The sequence below is a fragment of the Halorubrum sp. genome, assembly GCF_046498025.1.
In the GTDB taxonomy this organism is placed as follows: domain Archaea; phylum Halobacteriota; class Halobacteria; order Halobacteriales; family Haloferacaceae; genus Halorubrum.
The window spans coordinates 1-21782 of sequence record NZ_JAWOBM010000049.1 but is presented as its reverse complement, the minus strand read 5'-3'; the positions used below and the strand labels follow the sequence as shown (position 1 = coordinate 21782).

Sequence of the window (21782 nt, the reverse complement as noted above, 5' to 3'; positions counted from 1 at the left end):
CGTCGCCATCTACTCGCCCCAGTCCTCCTCGAGTTCGGGGGCCTCCTCCAACACGACGGGGTCCAGCGAGATGACCTCCAGCTCGGTCCCGGTGACCGGGCTGTCGATGATCTCGCCGACCTCGACGTCGGCCGGAAGCTCGATCTCCTCGCCCGTGATCGGGTCCTCTGCCAGCAGCGAGTCGGTATCACTCGTCATCGTGCCAGACACTCCACCACGAACAGGGATAAATGCTTCGAACTTATCGGATAAATTACATAAGGCAGATCGGCCGCTAACGGAAGCAGTTCGTCGAAATCGAGACGTTTCGAGATCGGATATCAGATCTCGGTAGCAATTGTGTCCCCCTTACGGGGACGGTCGTCGGCGTCGATCGGGCCGGCGCCGATCGAGCCGACGGCGGCCTCGCGGTCGTCGCGGCTCAGACATAGGTGTCGACCTCCGCGTCCAGCGTCTCGGCCGCGGCGGCGAGCGCGTCGCGTTTCGCCGCCAGCGCGGCGTCGTTCTCCTCGATCCCCGTTTCGACGGCGGCGAGTTCGTCGGCGACCGCTTCGGGGGCCGGTCCGCCGGCGGAGTCGCGACTCGCGGCGCTGGCGGCCGGGTCGAGCGCCGACTCCACGTCCTCGCGGTTCACGTACGTGGAGAGGGCGTCGCCCGTGACCTTTCGAGCGGCCTCGTCAACTTTTGCGGCCGCCGCCTCCGGCGAGTCGTCGTCGGTGACCGTCTCCGCGGCCGTCGCGACGATCTCGTGGGCCGTCCGGAACGGTAGTCCCCCCATCGCGAGGAGGTCGGCCACGCCCGTCGCCGTCGCGAACCCCTCGCCCGCGGCGTCCGCGAGCGTCGCTTCGTTCCAGCCGGCGGTCGCGACCGCGCCCGCGGCGACCTCGGTCGCCTCGCGCACGTCGTCGGCGATCTCGAACACGCCCGCGTGGGCGCGCTGGAGGTCGCGGTTGTACGCGCGCGGGAGCCCCTTGAGCAGGCTCAGCGTGCCCGTCGCCTCGCCGATCGCGTCCCCGGCGACGCCCCGCGTCAGCTCCAGCGTGTCGGGGTTCTTCTTCTGGGGCATGATCGAGGAGGTGGAGGCGTACGCGTCCGACAGCTCGACGAACCCCTTGTTCGAGAAGAGGATCAGGTCCTCCGCGAGCCCCGACAGCGTGGTCGCGAGCGTGGCGCACGCGGTCGCCCCCTCCGCGAGGAAGTCGCGCGCCGACGCCGCGTCCGTCGAGTTCCGGACGGTCCCGTCGAATCCGAGTAGCTCCGCGGTGCGGTCGCGGTCGACGTCGAACGGCGTCCCCGCGAACGCGGCCGCGCCGAGCGGCGACCGGTTGACCCGGTCGTACGCGTCGAGCAGGCGCGCGGTGTCGCGGGCGACCCCGCCCTCGTACGACAGCAGGTAGTGCGCGACCGTCGTCGGTTGCGCCGGCTGGAGGTGCGTGTAGCCGGGCATCACGGTCTCTGTGTGCTCGCTCGCGACCTCCGCGAGCGCCTCGCGGAGCGCGACCGTCGCCTCGGCGGCCGCGAGCAGGTCCTCCCGCAGCCGGTACCGGATGCAGGTCGCGACCTCGTCGTTGCGCGAGCGGGCGGTGTGCATCCGCCCGCCGTCCGGCCCGATCCGGTCGATCACGGCCGTCTCGATCGCCTCGTGCACGTCCTCGCCGCCGGGCAGGTCGCCGTGACCCGCGGCCTCCACGTCGTCGAGCGCCGCGAGGATATCGTCCGCGACCGCGTCGTCGACGATCCCCTGCTCGGCGAGCATCACCGTGTGCGCGCGGTCGACCGCGAGATCGGCCTCGAAGATCGCCGCGTCGGCCGCGAGGCTCGACAGGAACGCGCGGGCGGGACCGCCGCTGAAGCGGTCGCGCCGGACGGCGGTGCCGCTCTCGGTCGCCGCGTCCGCGTCCGCCGCTGTGCCGGGGTCGTCGTCAGTCATTCAGTTCTGGGTAGCGTCGTCGCTCTCGTCCGTCTCGCCGGAGCCGTCCGTCGCCAGCTCAGGCTTCGAGACGGCCTCCTTCACGTCGTTGGCGAGGCGCTCCTGGAGCCCGTGGTACTTCGCGACGCCCGTGGCGTCCTCCTGCGCGATGCCGGCGACGTCCTCGGTGTTGAACGAGGCCATCTCCTCGGAGTAGACGGCGTACTCCGAGTCGCGGGCGACGACGCGGCAGTTGCCGCCGGAGACTTTCACGGTCGCGGTGCCGGTCACCACGTCCTGCGTCTCGTCGACGAACGCGTTGAGCGCGTCGACGACGGGCGCGAACACGAGCCCCTGGTAGGCCTTCTCGGACCACTCCTGTTCGATCCCCTTCTTGAAGGAGCGCTCGTTCTTGGTGAGGACGAGGTCCTCGAGCGCCTGGTGGGCCGACAGCAGGACGGTCGCGGCCGGGTGCTCGTAGTTCTCGCGCACCTTCAGCCCCAGCATGCGGTCCTCCATCACGTCGGTGCGGCCGATGCCGTAACTGCCGGCGTACTCGTTGAGGTGCTGGATCAGCGGGACGGGGTCCATCGCCTCGCCGTCGACGGCGACCGGGACGCCCTCCTCGAAGGTGACCTCGATCGTGGTCTCGCCCTCGGGCTCCGCGGTCCACTCGTAGATGTCCTCCGGCGGCTCGTAGTTCGGGTTCTCCAGCTTGCCGCCCTCGACCGCGCGCGACCAGATGTTCTCGTCGATGGACCAGACGCCGCCGGCGCCGGCCTCGACGGGCAGGTCCTTCTCGGCCGCGTAGTCGATCTCCCACTCGCGGGTGAGCCCGAGCTCGCGGACGGGGGCGATGACCTCCAGATCGGAGCCGCGCCAGACGGCCTCGAACCGGAGCTGGTCGTTCCCCTTCCCCGTACAGCCGTGCGCGATGGCGTCACAGCCCTGCTCCTCGGCGACGCCCAGGATGGCCTCGGCGATGACGGGGCGCGCGAGCGCGGTCCCGAGCGGGTAGCCCTGGTACGTCGCGTTCGTCTTCACCGCGTCGAAACACAGGTCCGCGAACTCCGCTTTCGCGTCGACGACGTGGAGGTCGAGCCCCAGGGCCTCGGCGGTCTCCTCGGCCTCGTCGAACTCCTCGGTCGGCTGCCCGACGTCGACGTTGACGCCGATGACCTCGTCGTAGCCGTACTCCTCTTTCAACAGCGGCACGCAGACGGTGGTGTCGAGTCCCCCACTGAACGCGAGTGCAACGGTTGCCATTACTGGAGTACACTGGGCTCACTCCCTTAAATTCACCGCTTTAGATATTGAAAGAAATTGTCGGGGCCGGTGCTACGGACCGACGTAGCTGTCACTCTCCGGAACGGTACGGCGCGAACGCGACGAGGGATGAAGATTACTGGCCCGAGGGGGCCCGTCGTCGCGCCGCGCCGGAAGCCGGTCGCGGCGGTCGGACGCCTCGTCGCGGTCGCGGAGCTCGTCGGCCTCGGAAGAGAGCGGCGTCGAGACGAGCCTCCGCGCGCATTACCACCACCTAGCCCCGTTTCGGTATAAAAATATTCCGTAACGCCGCCGCGTCCTCAGAGCGACGCGGGGAACGTGAGCACGTTTCGGATTCCGACCATGTCGCCGCCGGAGACGCCTCGAACCGCGCCCTCGCCCCACTCATCGTGTTCGATACGGCAGTTGAACGCGCGCGGGACGACCGAGGCGTCCCCGGGTGTGACCGGATGGTCCGAGTCGTAGTGGATCACGGTCGGGTCCTCCCGGTCGCCCATCCGGATGTTGTAGTCCCCCCACAGCACGATCGTCCCCGCCGGGAACACCTCGTCGTTGATCTCGCCGTACTCGCCGCCGAACTGCGTGTCCTCGTCGAGGAACGCCCACCACCCGCCGTCGCGCACCTTCCCGGTGCGATTCGGATCGGTGTTCGTGTGGTCGTCGCCGTGGGTGTTCGGTATCGACTTCCCGGAGAAGACGTACGCCGTGTACCCTGTTCCCGGACTGAGCATCGTCGGCCTGAGCGTGGCATCGATCGATCCGCTCGACGAGACCGGCTCGTACACGTCGTCCTCGTCGGCCTCGGGGAACTCCAGCCCGTATCGCTCCTCGAAGAACGCGACGCCGTCGTTCCTGTCGGCGACGGCTTCATCCACCGACCGTCCCATGAGCGCTTCCTGGAACCGCTCCGCGGAGACCTCGCCCTCCCAGTCGGGGTCGGGGTCCGCGAGGTAGAGGAGCACCCTGTCGAAGCCGCCGAGCCCCGGCGCCGTCTTCGTGCTGTTCCCGTTGTAGCTGCCGACCCGTCCGGGATTGTTCCCGTGACCGCGGCCGGACGCGTCGGTCGCCGCCACCGACCCGGTCGCTCCCGCTCCGAGTACGCCCGCGAGTCCGATTCCACCGATCGTCTTGAGTGTGTCACGTCGTTGCATGGTTTGCTTCCACCACCCGAAACAGTTCATTCCGGATATATTAACAACGAGTCAGTCGATAATAGTCATATCTCGATAGTGTGAAAAATTCGCATAGACGAGCTCTCTTCCCCGGATCGCGTTCGATCGCCGTCGGGCGCGTCCGACGGTGCGCCCGCTACTCGGCGGGACCGATCAGATCGCCTCCCGGTACGCCTCCAGCGTCCGCTCGACGTCCTCCTCGGTGTGCGCGTAGGAGGTGAACTGGCACTCGAACTGGTTGGCGGTGAGGAAGACGCCGCGGTCTTTCATCTCCTGCCAGAACACCCGCTCCCAGCGGTCGGTCGCGGCGCGAGCGACGTCGGCGCCCGTCTTCGGACAGGCGCCGTACCGAGCGCAGTCGGGTTCCTGTCGACAGCCGTCGGAACAGCAGGCGTCGGGGTCGTCGGGCGCCTCGCGGGTGAAGATCGTCTTGAACATCGAGTCGGTGCCGACGACGGTGTACTCGGGGGCGCGCTCCGCGCAGATCTCGGCGATCCCCTCGCGGAGCTTCCGCCCGAGCCGGTTGACGTGCTCGTACACGTCGTTCTCGGCGGCGTACTCCAGCCCGGCCTTTCCGGCGGCCATCGTCACCGGATGCCCCGAGAAAGTGCCGGACTGGAACACGTCGCCCGCGGGCGTGAACCCCTCGATCACGTCAGCGCGGCCGCCGATAGCGCCGACCGGGAACCCGCCGCCGATGATCTTCCCGAACGTCGTGACGTCCGGCGTGACGCCGAACTTCGACTGCGCGCAGCCGAGGCCGCCGACGCGGAACCCCGTGATCACCTCGTCGAAGATCAGCAGCGAATCGTGGTCGTCACACAGGTCCCGGAGCGTCTCGTGGTAGCCGCCGATCGGCGCCACGATCCCCATGTTGGCGAGGATCGGCTCGACGAGGACGGCGGCGATCTCGTCGCCGTGCTCCGCGAACACCTCTTTCGCCGCCCCCGGGTCGTTGAACGGGATCGGGAGCGTGTGCCGTGCGAACTCCTCGGGGATCCCGGCCGTCGACGGGTGCGCGTCCCCCGGCGATCCCTCGACGAGCGTCGACTCCTGGGCGCCGTGGTAGCCGCCCTGCATGACGACGATCTTGTCGCGGTCGGTGTGGCCGCGCGCGAGCCGCACCGCCGACACCGTCGCCTCCGTCCCCGAGTTGACGAACCGGATCGACTCGACGCTCGGGACGTGTCGCGCCACGAACTCGGCGTGTTCGACCTCGATCTCGGTGGGGGCGCCGTACATCGGCCCCGCCGCGACGTGCGACTGGACCGCCGCCTCGACCGGGTCGGGGAGGTCGTGACCGTATAGGAGCGGCCCGTACCCCATCACCCAGTCGACGTACCGGTTGCCGTCGGCGTCGATCACGTGACCGCCGTCCCCGCGCTCGATGAAGAACGGGTGCGGCATCGTCGCCCGAACCGAGGAGTTGACCCCGCCCGGCATGACCGACAGCGCGCGGTCGTACAGCTCGCGGGAACGCTCGTGGTTCATGTCCGACGGTTGGGTCGGAGGGATGAAAGTAGTTGCCGACCGCCGGCGAGAGCGGGATCGGCTCGCCGGGAGCGCGCGCAGCGACACTGCGGGTCGCCGCCGGTCTGACGGCCCGATCCGCGGCGTTGCGACTGGGCATCGCGGCGTTGCGACTGGGCATCGCGGCGTCCAGAAAATGGGTGCGTCGGAAATCGATCGGTCGATACGCCGAATTCGAGCGGCGGCGTCGCTGCCGACTCAGACCGCCTCCTGACCGGTCACGCCGGTGCGCACCTGCAGCGCGTCCTCGACCGGCAGGATGAACACCTTCCCGTCGCCGGGCTCGCCGGTCTTCGCGGCGTCGGCGATCGCTTCCGCGACCTCGTCGGCCGGGATGTCGGCGACGACGACGTCCACCTTCACCTTCTGGTGGAGGTCGACCGTGAACTCCTCGCCGCGCCACTGACCCTTCTTCGCGGGCTGGCTGCCGCGGCCGGAGACGTTCGTCACGGTGAGCGAGGGGGCGTTGATCTCCGCGAGCGCCTGCTTGATCGCGCCGAGCTTGTCGGGGCGGACGACCGCGGTGACCATCTTGATCTCCGTGCCGGCCTCCTCGCCGCCGTCGGCGCGCGGCGAGCCCTCGGTGGTGTCGACGACGGCGGAGCCGCCGTCGGTCGCGACGTTCGCGCGGCCGAACTCGGGGTACGTCTCGACGCCGTGTTCGCTGACGTCGAGGCCGTCGCGCTCGTGGTCGGGGGTGACGCGGGCCTGACCGACGGCCTTGAACGCGCCGAAGACCGCGCCGGTCGCGACGACCGTCCACGCGGTGATGACGACGACGCCGATGACCTGCGAGACGAGCAGGTCGACGGAGAAGCCGTTGACGCTGACGAACGGCAGCGCGAGCACGCCGATGACGCCCGCCGAGCCGTGGACGGGGAAGACCGCGCACACGTCGTCGATCTTCATCTTGTCCGAGACGAACTCGAACACCAGCGGGAGCTGGAGGCCGCAGACGAGCGCGACCAGGATGGCGCCCCACCAGGTGGCCAGGTCGGCGATCCCGGTGACCGCGACGAGGCCGGCGAGCACGCCGTTAGCGACGTAGAGGGTGTCGACCTTTTTGGTGAGGTACATCGAGCCGAGCGCCGCGCCGACGGCGCCGGCGCCCATGCCGAGCGTCGTCGTCAGCGCCACGCGGCCGACCGCGGCGTAGCCGCCGAGCGCGAGCTCGCCGGACTCCGTGACCGAGAACACGGTCGCGGTCGTGCCGACGTTGAACCCGTACCAGCCGAACGCTAGAATGAGGGTGCCGAGCACCGCGAACGTCATCGAGTGACCGGGGATGACGTTCGTGGTGCCGTCCTCGGCGTAGCGGTCCATGCGCGGGCCGAGCATGTACGCCGCGGTGAGACCGGCGATACCGCCGACGCCGTGGACGATCATTCCGCCCGCGAAGTCGACGAAGCCGACGCTGGCGAGGAAGCCGCCGCCCCAGGTGATGCCCGCGACGACCGGGTAGATGACCGCCGAGATGGCGATCGTGTACGCCACGTACGCGCGGAGCTTCGCGCGACCGGCGACCGCGCCGGAGACGATCGTCGCCGCCGTCATCGCGAAGACGGCACCGAACAGCCAGCTGTTGACCCAATCGCCGTCGGCAAGAGCGGACGCCGGGGAGAAGCCGGCACCGCCGGCGGCGCCTTCGATGCCGAAGCCGACCAGGAAGTACACGAGGATGCCGATGCCCCAGGTGAGCAGGTTCTTGGTGAGCTGGTTCGCGACGTTCTTCGCACGCACCTGCCCCGCCTCGAGCATCGCGAAGCCGGCGTGCATGAAGAAGATCAGGAAACAGACCACCGCGACCCACATCAGGTTCACGCCCTCTGCGAGGACGCTCGGATCGACGCTCGCGAGTACGCCGGCCGTCACGATTCGACCACCTCAACTGAACGTTCGTCTTTCGAAACGCTCGTTTCGTTCGCGTTCATGTGCTGAATCACGTTTCGACAGGGGGGAATAGGAATATATAAACGTTCCAGTTGAGTTTCACACAAAATCGATTTGATAATACGGTGAGCGTCCAATATAAGGACAAGTCAATGGTGTATAAGGGTATTCTTCGACGGACTTTTCGCAATCTTTGCGATCGAATTTGACGCTTGTTTTACAACTATTCTGTCATATTCCCCCGAATCGACCGTTTTTGTGGGTCCGAGCGCCGGGCGCGGGTATTTCTGGTGATTTTTGCCGAGGCGATCTGCGGTCGGGAGCGGGCTCGTGCCGTCAAACGACCGATTTCGCGGGTTTCGGGCGTTTCGCGGAAAAATGTACGTTCGTCAACCTCCTCTCCGGTGCGACTGTGCCGCGGGACGGGACGCGCTCGTTCGCGTCCGGACCGTCGACGAGCGAGGGGTTACTCCGGCTTCAGGCCCTCGCCCTGCACGCGCATCACGGCCTCGCCGTCGGCGAGGTTCGGCGCGTCGACGAGCCGGACGATCCGCTTGTCGCCCTTCGACTTGCGGAGGTACATTCGGAACGTCGAGGCGTGTCCGAGGATGTTCCCGCCGATCGCCTGCGTCGGGTCGCCGAAGTAGGAGTCGGGATTCGACGCGACCTGGTTGGTGACGAGGATGGCGGTGTTGAACAGGTCGCCGATCCGCATCAGGTCGTGCAGGTGCTTGTTGAGCTTCTGCTGGCGGTCGGCGAGCTCGCCACGGCCGACGTACTCGGCGCGGAAGTGGGCGGTCAGCGAGTCCACGCAGACGATCCGGATGGGCCACTCGCTCTCCTCGTGTTCGCCGGCGAGCTCCTTCGCCTTCTCCGCGAGCAGGATCTGGTGGTTGGAGTTGAACGCCTTGGCGACGTGGATCTGGTCTAAGAACGCCTCGATCAGCTCCTCCATCGCCGCCTCGTCGCTCGGGGTGCCCTCGATCTCGCGTCGCTCCATCTCGTTGGCGAGGATCTCGTCGTCGAGCCCGCGGACCATGTCGTCGATCCGCTCCGGACGGAACGTGTCCTCGGAGTCGACGAAGATACACCCGCCGTCGAGGCCGCCGTGCTCCGGCGGGAGCTGGACGTTGACGGCCATCTGGTGGGTCACCTGCGACTTCCCGGACCCGAACTCGCCGTACACCTCGGTGATCGACTGCGTCTCGATGCCGCCCCCGAGCAGGTCGTCGACCTCGTCGATCTGCCAGGAGAGCTTCCCGATCTCCTGCCGTCGTTCGAGGACGGTCGCGCCCGTCTCGAAGCCGCCGACGTCGGCGGCGTCGCGGGCGGCGTTGATGATGTCGCTGGCGGACGACTCCCCGATGTCCGCGGTGTTCGACATCTCGCCGGGGCTGGCGACGGCGATCGACTGGTAGCTCTCGAACCCGTTCTCGACGAGCTTGTCTGCGGTCGCTGGGCCGACTCCGGGAAGGTCCTCGAGTTCGTCTTCAGGCATGTACGCGACCCTTGTTCGCCATCCGGTATAAAGACTGGTTTACACCCGAGTGAAAGTGAAATGCGCGGCGGCGACACGTTCCGCTGTGCGTCGGCTCCGTATAAAAGCGTCCGCGCCGGAGCGGGGCGACGGCCCGCGGGCGAAACTGGTCGGGCGGCGCTCGACGACGCGACTCGCCCCCGCCGCGCGGTCAGAACCCCACGCGCCGGACGTATCCGAGCTCGCGGATCTCGACGAGGAGCTCTCCGGGCAGCTCCGCGCCCGTGATCACGTACAGCTTCGGATCGTCGGTGAACTCGGGGTCCTCGCTCAGCACCTGCCGGATCGAGATGTCGTGGTCGGCGAGGATGCCGGTCACCTCGGCGACTATCCCCGCCTCGTCCGCGGCGGCGACCTCGATGGTGAGGACCGTGAGATCGAGGACCGGCGCCAGATCCATCAGGCTCGGCACCGACGAGATGTTCGTGAAGATGCGCTTCAGTTCGGGGTCGTCCAGGATCGCGTCCGTCGTCGAATCGACCACCCGCCGGTCGACGTCGAGCTCGCGCGCGATCCCGGTGTAGGGGATCTCGATCCCGCCGGAGACGACGCGCCCTTCCTCGTTGACGGAGAAGCCGCGCTCTAAGAACAGTCGGATGACGGCCTGCTGGCTCGGTGACCCCTCGAACTTCTCGAGGATCTCGTCGAACATTGGTTACTACGGGCGGTGAGGCCGCGTCGGCATAAATGAGTGTGCGTCGCGCCTGCCGCGTCGGCATCGCCCGGTGCGTACCGGGTCCGTCGCGACGGACGAGCGCGTGCAATCAAGCGCCAAGCGGGCGCGCGCGATCAGCAATCAAAAAAAACGGTCAGCCGGTCAGTTCGTCAGCGCCGCGTACGCTCCGCCGAGCACGACCCCGTACGCGAGGTGACCGACCGCGCTCATCGCGCTGATGTTCGGCAGGGGCGGATTCGCGGGGGAGCCGACCGCGGAGAGCCAGATCGGCATCACGATCACGGCGAGCGCGACCCAGACCGCGAGCCCGTACGCCGCGCCGGCGCCGAGCGACGCTCCCGTGTTCTCGCCGATCGCGGGCCGCAACGCGACGAGCGCGGCGAAGCCGACGCCGAGGGCCGCCCCGTGCGACATGTGGATCACCCAGCCGACGAACGGTGCCGCCGGCGGCGCGAGCCCGTACATCGACGGGATGACGACCGCCAGCAGCGGGTCGGGGATCAGGTACGTCATCACGAGTCCGAAGACGACGCTGCCGGCCAGCCCGCCGACCACCCCGGCCTTCCAGTTCCCGGTCTCGGTCGATACGTCCGCCGTCGGCGTCGCGGTTTCAGTTGCCATATCGCTTCTCTAGTCGCGCTATTACCGGTAATTCATGCCGGTATAATGCGGCTACGGCGCACACTCCCCATAGTTATATATAGTTCCTGAAATTACACTACCGGATCAAAACACCGGCTCTCCCCGCCGCCGTACCACTTCCGCCGCGGCACCCCACCCCTTTTATCGGATGGCGACGAACCTCGGCCCGTGTCGGGGCCGTCGCATCTACGCTTCTTCCCGTACGAGGAGCCCTATCCGAACCAGCGCGAGGCGATGGACAGGATCGCCAACGCGCTGGACCGCGGGCAGGACGTGCTGTTCGAGGGCGCCCCGGGGACCGGGAAGACCCTCTCGGCGCTCGTACCCGCCTTAGAGCACGCCCGCGAGCACGACCGCACGGTCGTGATAACGACGAACGTCCACCAGCAGATGCGACAGTTCGTCGAGGACGCCCGCGCCATCACCCGCGAAGAGCCCATCCGCGCGGTCGTATTCAAGGGAAAATCGTCGATGTGCCACATCGATGTCGACTACCAGGAGTGTCAGACCCTTCGGGACACCACCCGCGAGCTGGTCGAGACGGAGGGCGAGGTCCGCGAACTGGAGGCGCGCCAGCGCGAGCTGCTCGCGGAAAGCCGCGAGGGCGACGCGGGAGCGGCCGAGGCCCGCGAGGCGATCATGGACGAGCTCGACGATCTGGAAGGCGAGCTCGACGAGTACGAGACCGCGAACGTCTGCGCGCACTACCGGAACAACCTCGTGGCGGACACCGACGACTTTTTCGCCTGGCTCTTCGAGGACGTCCGCACCCCCGAAGACGTGTACGCGTACGCGGACGAGCGCGAGCTCTGCGGGTACGAGCTGCTCAAAGAGGGGATGGAGGGGGTCGACCTGGTCGTCTGCAACTACCACCACCTGCTGGACCCGAACATCCGCGAGCAGTTCTTCCGGTGGATCGACCGCGACCCCTCGGAGATACTCACCGTCTTCGACGAGGCGCACAACGTCGAGGACGCCGCCCGCGACCACGCCACCCGCACCCTCACGGAGACCACGCTCGACGCCGCCGTCGAGGAGCTCGCGGAGAGCGACGACTCCCGAGCGGACGCGGCCGAGAACGTCGTCCGCGCCTTCCGCGACGCCTTAGTCGAGACGTACGACGACGCGCTCGGGTTCGGCGCGCGCGAGTCGATCGGCGAAAACTGGGAGGACCTCTCCGTCGCCAACGACGACCGGCGGGACGACCTCACGCTCGCGTTCCTCCGTAACTACGAGGGGAAGGGGATCGACACGGAGACCGAGCTCGCCGTCCAGCTCGGGCAGGCGTTAGACGAGGAGTACGAGCGCCGCTACCGCGACGGCGAGACGACGACCCGGACCGAGTGCCAGACGCTGCAGGTCGCCCGGTTCGTCTCCACGTGGATGGAGGAGGGGACCGAGCTCGGCCAGTACCCGGTGGTCTCCGTCCGCCGCGACGGCGCCACCGACGAGGTGTACGGCCGCGCCGAGCTGTACACCTGCATCCCCCGTCGGGTGACCGAGGAGCTGTTCGACGAGGTCGCCGCCTCGGTGCTGATGAGCGCCACGCTCCGCCCCTTCGACGTCACCGAGGACGTGCTCGGCTTGGAGAACGCCGCCTCGCTCGCCTACGAGATGGCGTACCCCGAGTCGAACCGCCGGACGTTCGCGGTCGACACGCCGCCGCTGTTCGCCTCCGAGCGCAACGACCCCGAAACCCAGGAGACCGTGTCGTCGGTGCTCCGCGACGCGATCCGCTTCACGCCGGGCAACACGCTCGCCTTCTTCCCCTCGTACGCGGAGGCCGAACGGTACTACGAGCGGCTCGGGGGATCGGCGGGCGACGCGAGCCGGGGGGACGTGGGCGCCGGCGGCGGGCTCGCGGGCGCCGATCTCGGCTCCCTCTACCTCGACGCCCCGGGCGAGGACGAGGAGGACCTGCGAAGCCGGTTCGTCGAGAGCGACGACGCCGCGCTGTTCACGTCGCTGTGGGGGACGCTCGCGGAGGGCGTGAGCTTCGACGGCGACGACGCCCGAACGGTGGTGGTCGTCGGCGTCCCGTACCCGCACCTCTCGGACCGGATGGAGGCGGTTCAGGAGGCGTACGACCGAGCGTTCGCCGACCGCGACCGCGCCCGCGACCCCGGCTGGACGTACGCCGTCGAGATCCCGACGATCCGCAAGACTCGGCAGGCGCTCGGGCGCGTGGTCCGCGGCCCCGACGACTTCGGGGTCCGGGTCCTCGCAGACCGCCGGTACACGTCCGCGGACATGGGGAAGTACTCGGTCCGCGGCGCGTTCCCCCCGGAGGAGCGCGACGAGCTGATCGATATCGACCCGGAGAAGCTGAAGTTCGCGACGCTGAACTTCTACGGCGACCACGACGCCTACGACGGGGCACCGCCCGAGCCCTGATCGCTACCCCGGCATCGTCGCGAGCAGCAGCGAGACGCCGAACAGCACGATCAGGAGCAGCGTCGTGATCACGGCGTGGATCAGAGTCATCCCGATCACGATCCGTCTCGGCTGGTCGTAACTCCACGCGAACATCGCGCCGTCGACGAGGAGCGCGGCCGGGACGAGCAGCGCCTCGGAGACGGAGAACGCCCCGCCGACGACGCCGATCACCGCGGGGAGCGGGCCGACGTAGAGGGCGCGGCGCGGGTCGACGTCGCCGAGGACGTTCCGGGCGGCGAGGTGGGCGGTCACGGAGAGGAACAGCGCGAACAGGAGGGTCGTCCCCAGCACCGTGATCGGCGTCACCGTCTGTAGGAGCATACGCCGACTACGTGACGGCGGGTACAAGTGATCGCGGGATCGGGGCGGGCGGACGGCAGGTACAAGTGATCGCGGGATCGGGGCGGGCGGACGGCAGGTACGGGTGATCGCGGGATCGGGGCGGACCGGACCGCGGACTAAGCGAGCAGTCCGAGCCCGTCCAGCTCCTCGACGATCACGTCGACGGCGGCCGCCGCGTCGTCGGGGCTCGTCCCGCCGGTGACGACGAGCTTCCCGCTGCCGAACAGCAGCGCCACGACGTCCGGCTCGTCGAGCCGGTAGACGAGGCCGGGGAACTGCTCCGGTTCGTACTCGATGTGTTCGAGCCCGAGTCCGATCGCGATCGCGTTGAGGTTGAGGCTCTCGCCGAGGTCGGCGGACGTGACGATGTTCTGGACCGTGATCTCCGGGTCCTCGATCGGGATCTGGAGCGCGCGGAGCTCGTCGAACACGAGGGCGAGACTCTCGTGGACGGCGTCGATCGAGTTCGCGCCCGTGCACACGATCTTCCCGGATCGAAAGATCAGCGCGGCCGATTTCGGGTCCGTGGTTCGGTAGACGAGCCCGGGGAACTGCTCGGGGTCGTAGTCGGCGCCTTCGAGGTCCATCGCGACGCTCTGGAGATCGAGCTCCTGCCCGATCCCCGTAGAGGCAACGACGTTCTCTATGGTGATCGTCTCCTTCGGATCGGCCATCACTACCATCACAAATGCTTGAAACATTTAAAAAGGTGCGTGGTCGGAACCGCTATTCTCTTGCGAGCGGCCGTCCGACTCGGGGACGTGTACTGGCTCGAACTCGCCGGGGAGACAGACGCCTTCGCCGCCCGCGAGGCCGCGACCGCGGCGACCGGCGTGGAGCTCCTCGCGCCCGGCATCGCGAGCGCCGGCAGCGTCGGGCTCGGCGGCTCCGGCGCAGCGGGCGGCGGAGACGGCCGCGCCCCGGTCCGCCGACTCGCCTACACCCGCGCCGCCCACGAGGCGGTCGCCCGCACGGACGCCGCCGTCGACGCCGCCGTCGCCGCGCTCGACGCCGCGCCCCTCGACCGCTCTGGGACGGTGGCAGTGCGGGCCCGCAACGTCCGGAACACCACGGGCGTCTCGACGACCGACGCCGAGCGCGCGCTCGGCGGCGTCCTCGTCGACCGCGGGTTCGACGTGGACCTCGACGACCCCGATCACGTCCTGCGCGCGCTGTTCGCCGCCGGCGAGCGCGCCGCCCACGACGCGGTCCCCGGCGCCGACGGCGGCGACGCGTCGGTCTGCGCGCTCGGGTGGGTCGCCGCCGAGGCCGCCCGGGACTTCGCCCCCAAGCCGACCGATCGCCCCTTCTTTCAGCCCGGGAGCATGGCGCCCGCCGACGCCCGCGCGTACGCCAACCTCGCCGGCGCCGCGCCGGGACGCACCCTGCTCGACCCGATGTGCGGCACCGGCGGGCTCCCCCTCGAAGCCGGACTCGTCGGCGCCGACGTCGTCGCCTGCGACGCTCAGCGGAAGATGGTCCGCGGGACCCGGGAGAACCTCCGCGAGTATCTGGACCCCGCGGGGGCTGACGCCGCGCGGGGCGACGAGGCCGCCCCCGACTGGCACGTCGCCCGCGGCGACGCCACGGCCCTCCCGCTCCGCGACGGCGCGGTCGACGGCGTCGCCTTCGATGCGCCCTACGGTCGCCAGTCGAAGGTCGCCACCCACGAGCTCGCCGACCTCGTCTCGGGCGCGTTCGCGGAGGCCGCCCGGGTCGCGCCCCGCGCCGTCGTCGTCGCCGACCGCGACTGGCGCGGGGCGGCGCGCGCGGCCGGTTGGACGGTCGACGCCGCCTTCGAACGGCGCGTCCATCGGTCGCTCACCCGACACGTGCTGGTGCTCGAACGGGCGTGAGCGCGACGGACGCGACGGACGCGGCGCGAGCACGGCGCGAGCGTGACATAAGCGCGACACGAACGCGCCGCGATCCAACCGTCCCGAGAGTGAACGTCCGGTCGACGATAACCGGGACCTGAGCGTCGGAGCCGACCAGTTTCAGTTCCACCGCCCCTGCGGGCAACGGTTAAGTGGACGGCCTGTCGTGGTTTGCACATGACCGGGGACGCCGGCGGCGACATGCTCTCGTGGGACGAGTCGGTGTTCCGCGACGAGTCGGTGTTCGAGATCGACCACGTCCCCGAGACGTTCCGCCACCGCGAGAGCCAGCTCGAGAGCCTGAAGTACGCGCTCCGACCCGCGGTGCGCGGCTCCCGCCCGCTCAACACGATGGTGCGCGGCCCGCCCGGCACCGGCAAGACGACCGCCGTCCAGAAGCTGTTCGGCGAGCTCGGCGCCCGCACCGACGTCCGGACGGTCCGCGTCAACTGTCAGGTCGACTCGACGCGGTACGCCGTCTTCTCGCGGCTGTTCGAGGGGATATTCGACTACGAGCCGCCGTCCTCCGGGATCTCGTTCAAGAAGCTGTTCGGCCAGATCACCGACCGGCTCGTCGAGGAGGACGACGTGCTCGTCGTCGCCCTCGACGACGTGAACTACCTCTTCTACGAGAACGAGGCCTCCGACACCCTCTACTCGCTGCTCCGCGCCCACGAGGCGCACTCGGGCGCGAAGATCGGCGTCATCGTCGTCTCCTCGGACCTGGGGCTCGACGTGATCGACGACCTCGACACCCGCGTGCAGTCCGTGTTCCGCCCGGAGGAGGTGTACTTCCCCGTCTACGACGCCACCGAGATCTACGACATCCTCTTCGAGCGCGCGAAGCGCGGGTTCCACGAGGGCGTCATCGGCGACGACGAACTGGAGCGCGTCGCGGACCTGACCGCCGAGAGCGGCGACCTCCGCGTGGGGATCGACCTGCTCCGCCGCGCCGGTCTGAACGCGGAGATGCGCGCCTCGAAGACGATCGCCGAGGAGGACGTGGAGTCGGCGTACGACAAGTCGAAGCACGTCCACCTCTCGCGGTCGCTCCGCGGGCTCTCGGAGTCCGAGCGCGCCCTCGTCCGCGTGCTCGCGGAGAACGACGGCGAGCGCGCCGGCACCGTCTACGAGGCGTTCCACGACGAGACGGAGCTCGGTTACACCCGCTACTCCGAGATAATCAACAAGCTCGACCAGCTCGGCGTGATCGAGGCCGAGTACGCCGACGTGGAGGGACGCGGCCGCTCCCGCGAGCTCTCCTTGGCTTACGACGCGGAGGCGGTCCTCGACCGGCTGGAGTGAGGGAGTGGTCGGGCCCGGCGGTCGCCGCGGTCACCGGCCGGCGACCGCCGCGGTCACCGGCGTCCCCGCCGCCGACGCCTTTTCAATCTACCCCGTCCAGTCGGGAGTATGAAGACGAGCGGCGGGAACGACGCGGCGAAGCGGCGCGCGGGCGAGTCGGCGGCGGCGGCGGTCGACGACGGTGACGTCGTCGGGCTCGGGACGGGCTCGACCGCGGCGCACGCGATCCGTCGGCTGGGCGAACGGGTCGACGCCGGCCTCGACGTCCGCGGCGTCCCGACCTCGTTCGCGAGCCGCGAGCTCGCTCTCGACTGCGGGATCCCGCTGCTCGACCTCGACGAGGCGGTGGGGCCCGACGCGCCCGGCATCGACGTCGCGATCGACGGCGCCGATCAGGTGGCGGTTGGCGACGACGGCGACGGGCCGACCGCGGGCGCCCTGATCAAGGGCGGCGGCGCCGCGCACGCCCGCGAAAAGCTGGTCGACGCCGCGGCCGACCGGTTCCTCGTCGTCGCCGATCCGTCGAAGGAGGCCCCCGTGCTCGATCGGTCCGTCCCCGTCGAGGTGTTGTCGGCCGGCCGGTCGGTCGTCGCCGAGGCGGTGCGCGCGGCGGACGGCGAGCCGACCCTCCGCCGCGCGGAGCGGAAGGACGGGCCTGTCGTCACCGACAACGGGAACCTCGTGCTCGACTGCGCGTTCGGCGAGATCGCGGCGCCGTCGAGGCTCGCGACGACCCTCTCCGGGACGCCGGGCGTCGTCGAACACGGGCTCTTCGTCGACCTCGCCGACGAGGTCCACGTCGGGACGGACTCGGGGGTCCGGGTGCTCACGCGCTGACCGCGGGAGAGTCGGCGCGTCGCCCTCTGGATCAGACGTGACGCGTTGGCACGAGCACGGGAAGAGCCGCGTCGCTCGTCGGTCTGGGGCCCGCGATAAAAAATCGGATCGGAGGTCGCGTCTGCCTTAGAGGTCGCGCGGCTGGACCGTCTTCCGGTCGTTGGCCTCGGCGCGGCGCGCGGCGTCTTCGAGCAGCTCCTCCACTTCGTCGTCCAGCGCGTCGTAGAAGTCCGAAGCGACGTTCTTGTCGTCCAGGGCTTCCTTGACGGCCGCTTTGACAATAAGGTCTGCCATGCGATCGGTGATATCCAGCGACAGTTAATAAGAGTTCCTGAATTCGCCCGCGAGGGGCGCCCTGCGGCCCGTTCGCGAGGGGTTGCCGAAACGCTACCGTATAAGCTTTGTGAGAGAGACCGACGACCGAGACCGATCTCGTCGGAATCACCCCCCTCGAGCGCGGATCGGATCCGTCTCCGCGGGCCCAACGGCCCTCGGCCGACTCGCTCGCCGCGGACCGACAGGTTCGATTCCGTCCGACCCCGACGGGGACGCATGCGCGACACACTCGAGGCGCTCGCGGCCGGCGACATCGGCGTCGCGGAAGCGGAATCGCGGCTCGCGGGCTACGCGACGACGGGCGTCGGTCGGTTCGACGCCGCCCGCGAACACCGGCGAGGGATCCCGGAAGCGGTCCTCGCGGAGGGAAAGACGCCCGCCGAGGTCGCGGCGCTGGCGACGACCGCGGTCGAGACGACCGGACGGGCGCTCGTCACCCGAGCCGACGCCGACGACGCGGCCGCGATCCGGACGGCGATGGCGGAGTTCGACCCCGACACCGCGGAGTCGGTCGACCCGACCGTCGACCACGACGAGCGGGCCGGAACGGTCGTCGTTCACGCGGCCGACTTCGATCCGCCCGCCCTCGACGCGACGGTCGCGATCGTCGCGGCCGGCACGGCCGACGCGGCGGTCGCGGGCGAGGCGGCGGTCGTCGTCCGGGAGATCGGCGCCGCGATCGACCGCGTCGACGACGTCGGCGTCGCGAACCTCGACCGGATCTTAGACCAGCGCGATCGGATCCGCGAGGCCGACGTGGTCGTGGTCGCGGCGGGTCGCGAGGGCGCGCTCCCGACCGTCGTCGCCGGACTCGTCGCGGCGCCGGTGATCGCGCTCCCGGTGTCGACCGGCTACGGCGCCGGTGGCGAGGGCGTCGCCGCGCTCCACGGCGCGCTCCAGTCCTGTTCGGTACTCACGACCGTGAACGTCGACGCCGGGTTCGTCGCCGGCGCGCAGGCGGGGCTGATCGCTCGGGCGGTGGACGCAGCGCGGCGGGACTGATCGCTCGGGCGGTGGACGCGGCGCGACCGACCGGCGAGCCGCCACCCGACTCGTGACGGGTCTTTATACGTGATTTTCCGGAAGCTAGCCGGGGCGAGAAAGGGTATTTGTTCGTCGAACCCCAACGGATGTTTGCCGGTATCGAATGCCACGCTGTGATCACTGCGGGTCGCACGTCTCGGACCGTTTCGCACGCGTCTTTACGGACGAGTACGGCGACCTGAACGCCTGTCCGGACTGTTCCGCGAACGCCGGGATCGCCGAGGTCTCCCGGGAGCGCACTCGCACGGGAGACTGACCCGGCCGATCCCGCCGGGAAGCCGCGTCGGACCGACTCACCGTGCCGACGATATCGGAGCCTCCCGGCCTCGCAGCGACCGGTAGCTATTCCTCGCGCCTCCGCCGATCCGGTGGCGTGTCCACGCCCGGCCAGAACTCGCGTCACCACGTGTACGTGATCGAGTGTGTCGACGGAACGCTGTACACCGGCTACACCACCGACGTCGAGCGGCGCGTCGCCGAACACGACGCCGGCGAGGGCGCGAAGTACACGCGGGGGCGGACCCCGGTGACGCTGCGGCACGTCGAGTCGTTCGATTCGCGGTCCGCGGCGATGTCGCGCGAGCACGCGATCAAGTCGCTCACCCGCGCGGAGAAGGAGGCGCTGGTCGGGGGCGACGACGACTGAGTCGACCGCGCTCGGTGCGGCATCCTACTCCACGAGCCGCTCGATCTCGGTGACGAGGATGCCGCTCGCGCCGACGGCCTTCAGATCCGAGATCGTGGCGAACACGTCGCGCTCCTCGACGACGGCGTGGACCGCCACCATCCCGTTCCCGTTCTCGTCGGCCTCAACGTCCATCACCGTCGGGCCGCCGAGGCCGGGGATCACGTCCTTCACGTCGTCGAGCCGCTCTTTCGGGGCGTTCATCATCAGGTAGCGCCGGCCGTCGGCCGCGAGCACGGACTCGAAGGCGGTGCGGAGCTGTCCGACCTTCGGGTCGTCGACCACGTCCGGGCGCGCGAACAGCCGCACCGAGGAGGCGAGCACGTCGTCGATCACGGCGAGGCGGTTCACCTTCAGCGTCGTCCCCGTCGAGGTGATGTCGACGATGGCGTCGGCCATGTCGACGTGCGGGGTCAGCTCCGTTGCGCCCGTCACGGTGACCACGTCGGCGTCGACGCCCACCCGGTCGAGGTAGTCGCGAGTGACCGCCGGGAACTCGGTGGCGATCGTGCCGCCGGTGAGGTCTTCCACGGTCGCGATTTCGCTGTCCTCCGGCGCCGCGAGGACGAGCTTGCAGGAGCCGTACTCCAGATCCAGCAGGTCGACGAGGTCGTCGTCGGCCGCCGCGCTCGCGGCGTCGGCGACGCCGCCGGACTCCGCGGCCTGGTCGAGGCCAGTGATCCCGAGGTCGGCCGCCCCGTCGCGGACGTACTCGGGGATGTCGGCCGCCCGCGCGTACAGCACCGTCACGTCGGGGTCGACGGTGTCGGCGTACAGCTGGCGGTCGGCGGTCTCCTCGACGTGGAGCCCCGCGCGCTCTAACAGCGAGAGCGTCGGATCGTGTAGGCGGCCCTTGTTGGGGACGGCGATGCGCATACGGCAAGCGTCGCGGGGGGACGGGGAAACGTTTTCGTCCGGGGAGCAGCTCTGAGGGGCAACGCGAGATCGCTTATAAAAGACCGAGTGCGGTGGCGCGTGCCTCCGAGTGGCCGCCTGCGGCGGCCACGAGGTGCGCGCGCGAGGGAGGCGGCGGTCCGGCGCGGCTCCGCCCGCGCCGGGCCGTCCGCCGAGGCTGGGGAGGCGTGAGGCTACGGTGCTGTCGGGCGGGACTCAAAGGGGCAGCCGTGAGGACGAAGCACGGCGCAGCAAGCACCGCAGCGAGCAGCGCGAGCGAGGAGCACAGCAAGCCGCGCGAGTCGTCGCGGCTGGGGCTTTGGAGGTCTTCACCGAGTTGTCGACCGTGTAGGGCCGAGCGGCTGGGGCTTTGGAGGCGTCCGCTGTAACGCCCACTACCGGCAGTTTTCACCTGAGCGGCTGGGGCTCGGAGACCGCCGTCGCGTTACCTTCGACCGTCTCCGAGAGAGCCGACGGAAACGGGCGAGTTCGAAATAAAAACGACGTAGTCGCGTCGCTCAAGTGCCTCCGCCGCCAACGACGCGTATCGTGAGCGACGCCGACTCCCCCCTCTCGGAGGACCGCCCGACCGTCGACCGTCCCCTCCGCGTCGACGCCCCGTTCGAGCCCGCGGGCGACCAACCCGAGGCGATCGAGGGGCTCGTCGAGGGGTACGAGTCGGGCGCCGACAAGCAGACGCTGCTCGGCGTCACCGGCTCCGGGAAGACCAACACCGTCTCGTGGGTCGCCGAGGAGCTGAACCGGCCGACCCTCGTGTTGGCCCACAACAAGACGCTCGCGGCCCAGCTGTACGAGGAGTTCCGCGAGCTGTTCCCGGACAACGCCGTCGAGTACTTCGTCTCCTACTACGACTACTACCAACCGGAGGCGTACGTCGAGCAGACGGACACGTTCATCGACAAGGAGATGTCGATAAACGAGGAGATAGACCGCCTGCGCCACTCTGCGACGCGTTCGCTGTTGACGCGTGACGACGTGATCGTGGTCGCCTCGGTGTCGGCCATCTACGGGCTCGGCGACCCGGGGAACTACCGCGACATGGCGCTCCGCTTAGCGGTCGGCGAGGAAGTCGGTCGCGAGGAGCTGCTCGCCCGGCTCGTCGACCTGAACTACGAGCGCAACGACGTGGACTTCACGCAGGGCACGTTCCGCGTGCGCGGCGACACCGTCGAGATCTACCCGATGTACGGGCGGTACGCGGTCCGCGTCGAGCTGTGGGGCGAGGAGATAGACCGGATGCTCAAGATCGACCCGATGAAAGGCGAGGTCGTGAGCGATGAGCCGGCCGTCATGCTCCACCCGGCGGAGCACTACTCGATCCCGGACGACAAGCTCGAACAGGCGATCGCGGAGATCGAGGAC

At 69.3% G+C, this 21782-nt stretch carries 20 protein-coding genes; 7 read left to right on the top strand and 13 right to left on the bottom strand.

Going from position 1 to position 21782, the window contains the following annotated elements; all coding sequences use genetic code 11:
• Positions 1-9: 9 nt before the first annotated feature.
• From lysW to R6U01_RS10345, 9 genes are all read right to left on the bottom strand, one after another.
• Positions 10-198, bottom strand: coding sequence for a lysine biosynthesis protein LysW (lysW, locus tag R6U01_RS10385; RefSeq protein WP_410286383.1), 189 nt, complete (start codon positions 196-198; stop codon positions 10-12).
• 223 nt (positions 199-421) lie between these two features.
• Positions 422-1930: an argininosuccinate lyase gene (gene argH / locus R6U01_RS10380; RefSeq protein WP_410286382.1), complete on the bottom strand. Its 1509-nt coding sequence runs from the start codon at positions 1928-1930 to the stop codon at positions 422-424.
• Positions 1931-3175 carry an argininosuccinate synthase gene (locus R6U01_RS10375; RefSeq protein WP_410286381.1) on the bottom strand — a complete coding sequence of 415 codons (1245 nt, stop codon included), beginning with the start codon at positions 3173-3175 and terminating at the stop codon, positions 1931-1933.
• Between the two features lie 320 nt (positions 3176-3495).
• Positions 3496-4347 carry a hypothetical protein gene (locus R6U01_RS10370; RefSeq protein WP_410286380.1) on the bottom strand — a complete coding sequence of 284 codons (852 nt, stop codon included), beginning with the start codon at positions 4345-4347 and terminating at the stop codon, positions 3496-3498.
• Between the two features lie 174 nt (positions 4348-4521).
• On the bottom strand, positions 4522-5859 hold the full coding sequence (locus tag R6U01_RS10365) for a glutamate-1-semialdehyde 2,1-aminomutase (RefSeq protein ID WP_410286379.1): 1338 nt from the start codon (positions 5857-5859) through the stop codon (positions 4522-4524).
• Positions 5860-6096: 237 nt separating this feature from the next.
• Positions 6097-7770, bottom strand: a complete 1674-nt coding sequence (locus R6U01_RS10360; protein WP_410286378.1) for an ammonium transporter — start codon at positions 7768-7770, stop codon at positions 6097-6099.
• A 484-nt stretch (positions 7771-8254) separates the two neighbouring features.
• The gene (gene radA / locus R6U01_RS10355; RefSeq protein ID WP_410286377.1) at positions 8255-9286 is read right to left on the bottom strand and encodes a DNA repair and recombination protein RadA; all 1032 of its coding nucleotides are present in this window, start codon (positions 9284-9286) and stop codon (positions 8255-8257) included.
• A gap of 190 nt (positions 9287-9476) precedes the next feature.
• Complete coding sequence (locus tag R6U01_RS10350; RefSeq protein ID WP_410286376.1) at positions 9477-9977, bottom strand: ACT domain-containing protein; 501 nt, start codon at positions 9975-9977, stop codon at positions 9477-9479.
• Between the two features lie 165 nt (positions 9978-10142).
• Positions 10143-10622 (bottom strand): DUF6789 family protein, encoded by a 480-nt coding sequence (locus tag R6U01_RS10345; RefSeq protein WP_410286375.1) that lies wholly within the window; start codon positions 10620-10622, stop codon positions 10143-10145.
• Positions 10623-10811: 189 nt separating this feature from the next.
• Between R6U01_RS10345 and R6U01_RS10340 the strand changes: the two genes are divergently transcribed.
• A complete protein-coding gene (locus R6U01_RS10340) occupies positions 10812-13037 on the top strand; it encodes an ATP-dependent DNA helicase (RefSeq protein WP_410286374.1) in 2226 nt (741 codons plus the stop codon).
• 3 nt (positions 13038-13040) lie between these two features.
• On the opposite strand, the gene R6U01_RS10335 is transcribed toward R6U01_RS10340, so the two are convergent.
• Together R6U01_RS10335 and R6U01_RS10330 are read right to left on the bottom strand one after the other, a co-directional pair.
• Positions 13041-13400, bottom strand: a complete 360-nt coding sequence (locus R6U01_RS10335) for a hypothetical protein (RefSeq protein WP_410286373.1) — start codon at positions 13398-13400, stop codon at positions 13041-13043.
• A gap of 137 nt (positions 13401-13537) precedes the next feature.
• The gene (locus R6U01_RS10330; RefSeq protein WP_410286372.1) at positions 13538-14095 is read right to left on the bottom strand and encodes a TATA-box-binding protein; all 558 of its coding nucleotides are present in this window, start codon (positions 14093-14095) and stop codon (positions 13538-13540) included.
• 87 nt (positions 14096-14182) lie between these two features.
• Here R6U01_RS10330 and R6U01_RS10325 point away from each other — a divergent pair, with 87 nt between their 5' ends.
• The 3 genes from R6U01_RS10325 to rpiA all read left to right on the top strand — a co-directional run bounded on the left by R6U01_RS10325 (position 14183) and on the right by rpiA (position 17440).
• The gene (locus R6U01_RS10325) at positions 14183-15277 is read left to right on the top strand and encodes a TIGR01177 family methyltransferase (protein WP_410286391.1); all 1095 of its coding nucleotides are present in this window, start codon (positions 14183-14185) and stop codon (positions 15275-15277) included.
• Between the two features lie 198 nt (positions 15278-15475).
• Positions 15476-16603, top strand: a complete 1128-nt coding sequence (locus tag R6U01_RS10320; RefSeq protein WP_410286371.1) for an ORC1-type DNA replication protein — start codon at positions 15476-15478, stop codon at positions 16601-16603.
• Between the two features lie 108 nt (positions 16604-16711).
• Complete coding sequence (gene rpiA, locus R6U01_RS10315) at positions 16712-17440, top strand: ribose-5-phosphate isomerase RpiA (protein WP_410286370.1); 729 nt, start codon at positions 16712-16714, stop codon at positions 17438-17440.
• Positions 17441-17566: 126 nt separating this feature from the next.
• On the opposite strand, the gene R6U01_RS10310 is transcribed toward rpiA, so the two are convergent.
• Positions 17567-17734 (bottom strand): DUF1931 family protein, encoded by a 168-nt coding sequence (locus R6U01_RS10310; RefSeq protein WP_410286369.1) that lies wholly within the window; start codon positions 17732-17734, stop codon positions 17567-17569.
• A 258-nt stretch (positions 17735-17992) separates the two neighbouring features.
• On the opposite strand from R6U01_RS10310, the gene larB reads away from it, so the two are divergent.
• Complete coding sequence (larB, locus tag R6U01_RS10305; protein ID WP_410286368.1) at positions 17993-18778, top strand: nickel pincer cofactor biosynthesis protein LarB; 786 nt, start codon at positions 17993-17995, stop codon at positions 18776-18778.
• A gap of 415 nt (positions 18779-19193) precedes the next feature.
• Positions 19194-19466, top strand: coding sequence for a GIY-YIG nuclease family protein (locus R6U01_RS10300; RefSeq protein WP_410286367.1), 273 nt, complete (start codon positions 19194-19196; stop codon positions 19464-19466).
• Between the two features lie 24 nt (positions 19467-19490).
• Here R6U01_RS10300 and hisG read toward each other — a convergent pair whose 3' ends face one another.
• Entirely contained in the window at positions 19491-20381 is an 891-nt protein-coding gene (gene hisG, locus R6U01_RS10295) for an ATP phosphoribosyltransferase (RefSeq protein ID WP_410286366.1), read from the bottom strand.
• A 567-nt stretch (positions 20382-20948) separates the two neighbouring features.
• Here hisG and R6U01_RS10290 point away from each other — a divergent pair.
• On the top strand, positions 20949-21782 hold an 834-nt coding region (locus R6U01_RS10290; RefSeq protein ID WP_410286365.1), incomplete at its 3' end, for a DEAD/DEAH box helicase family protein.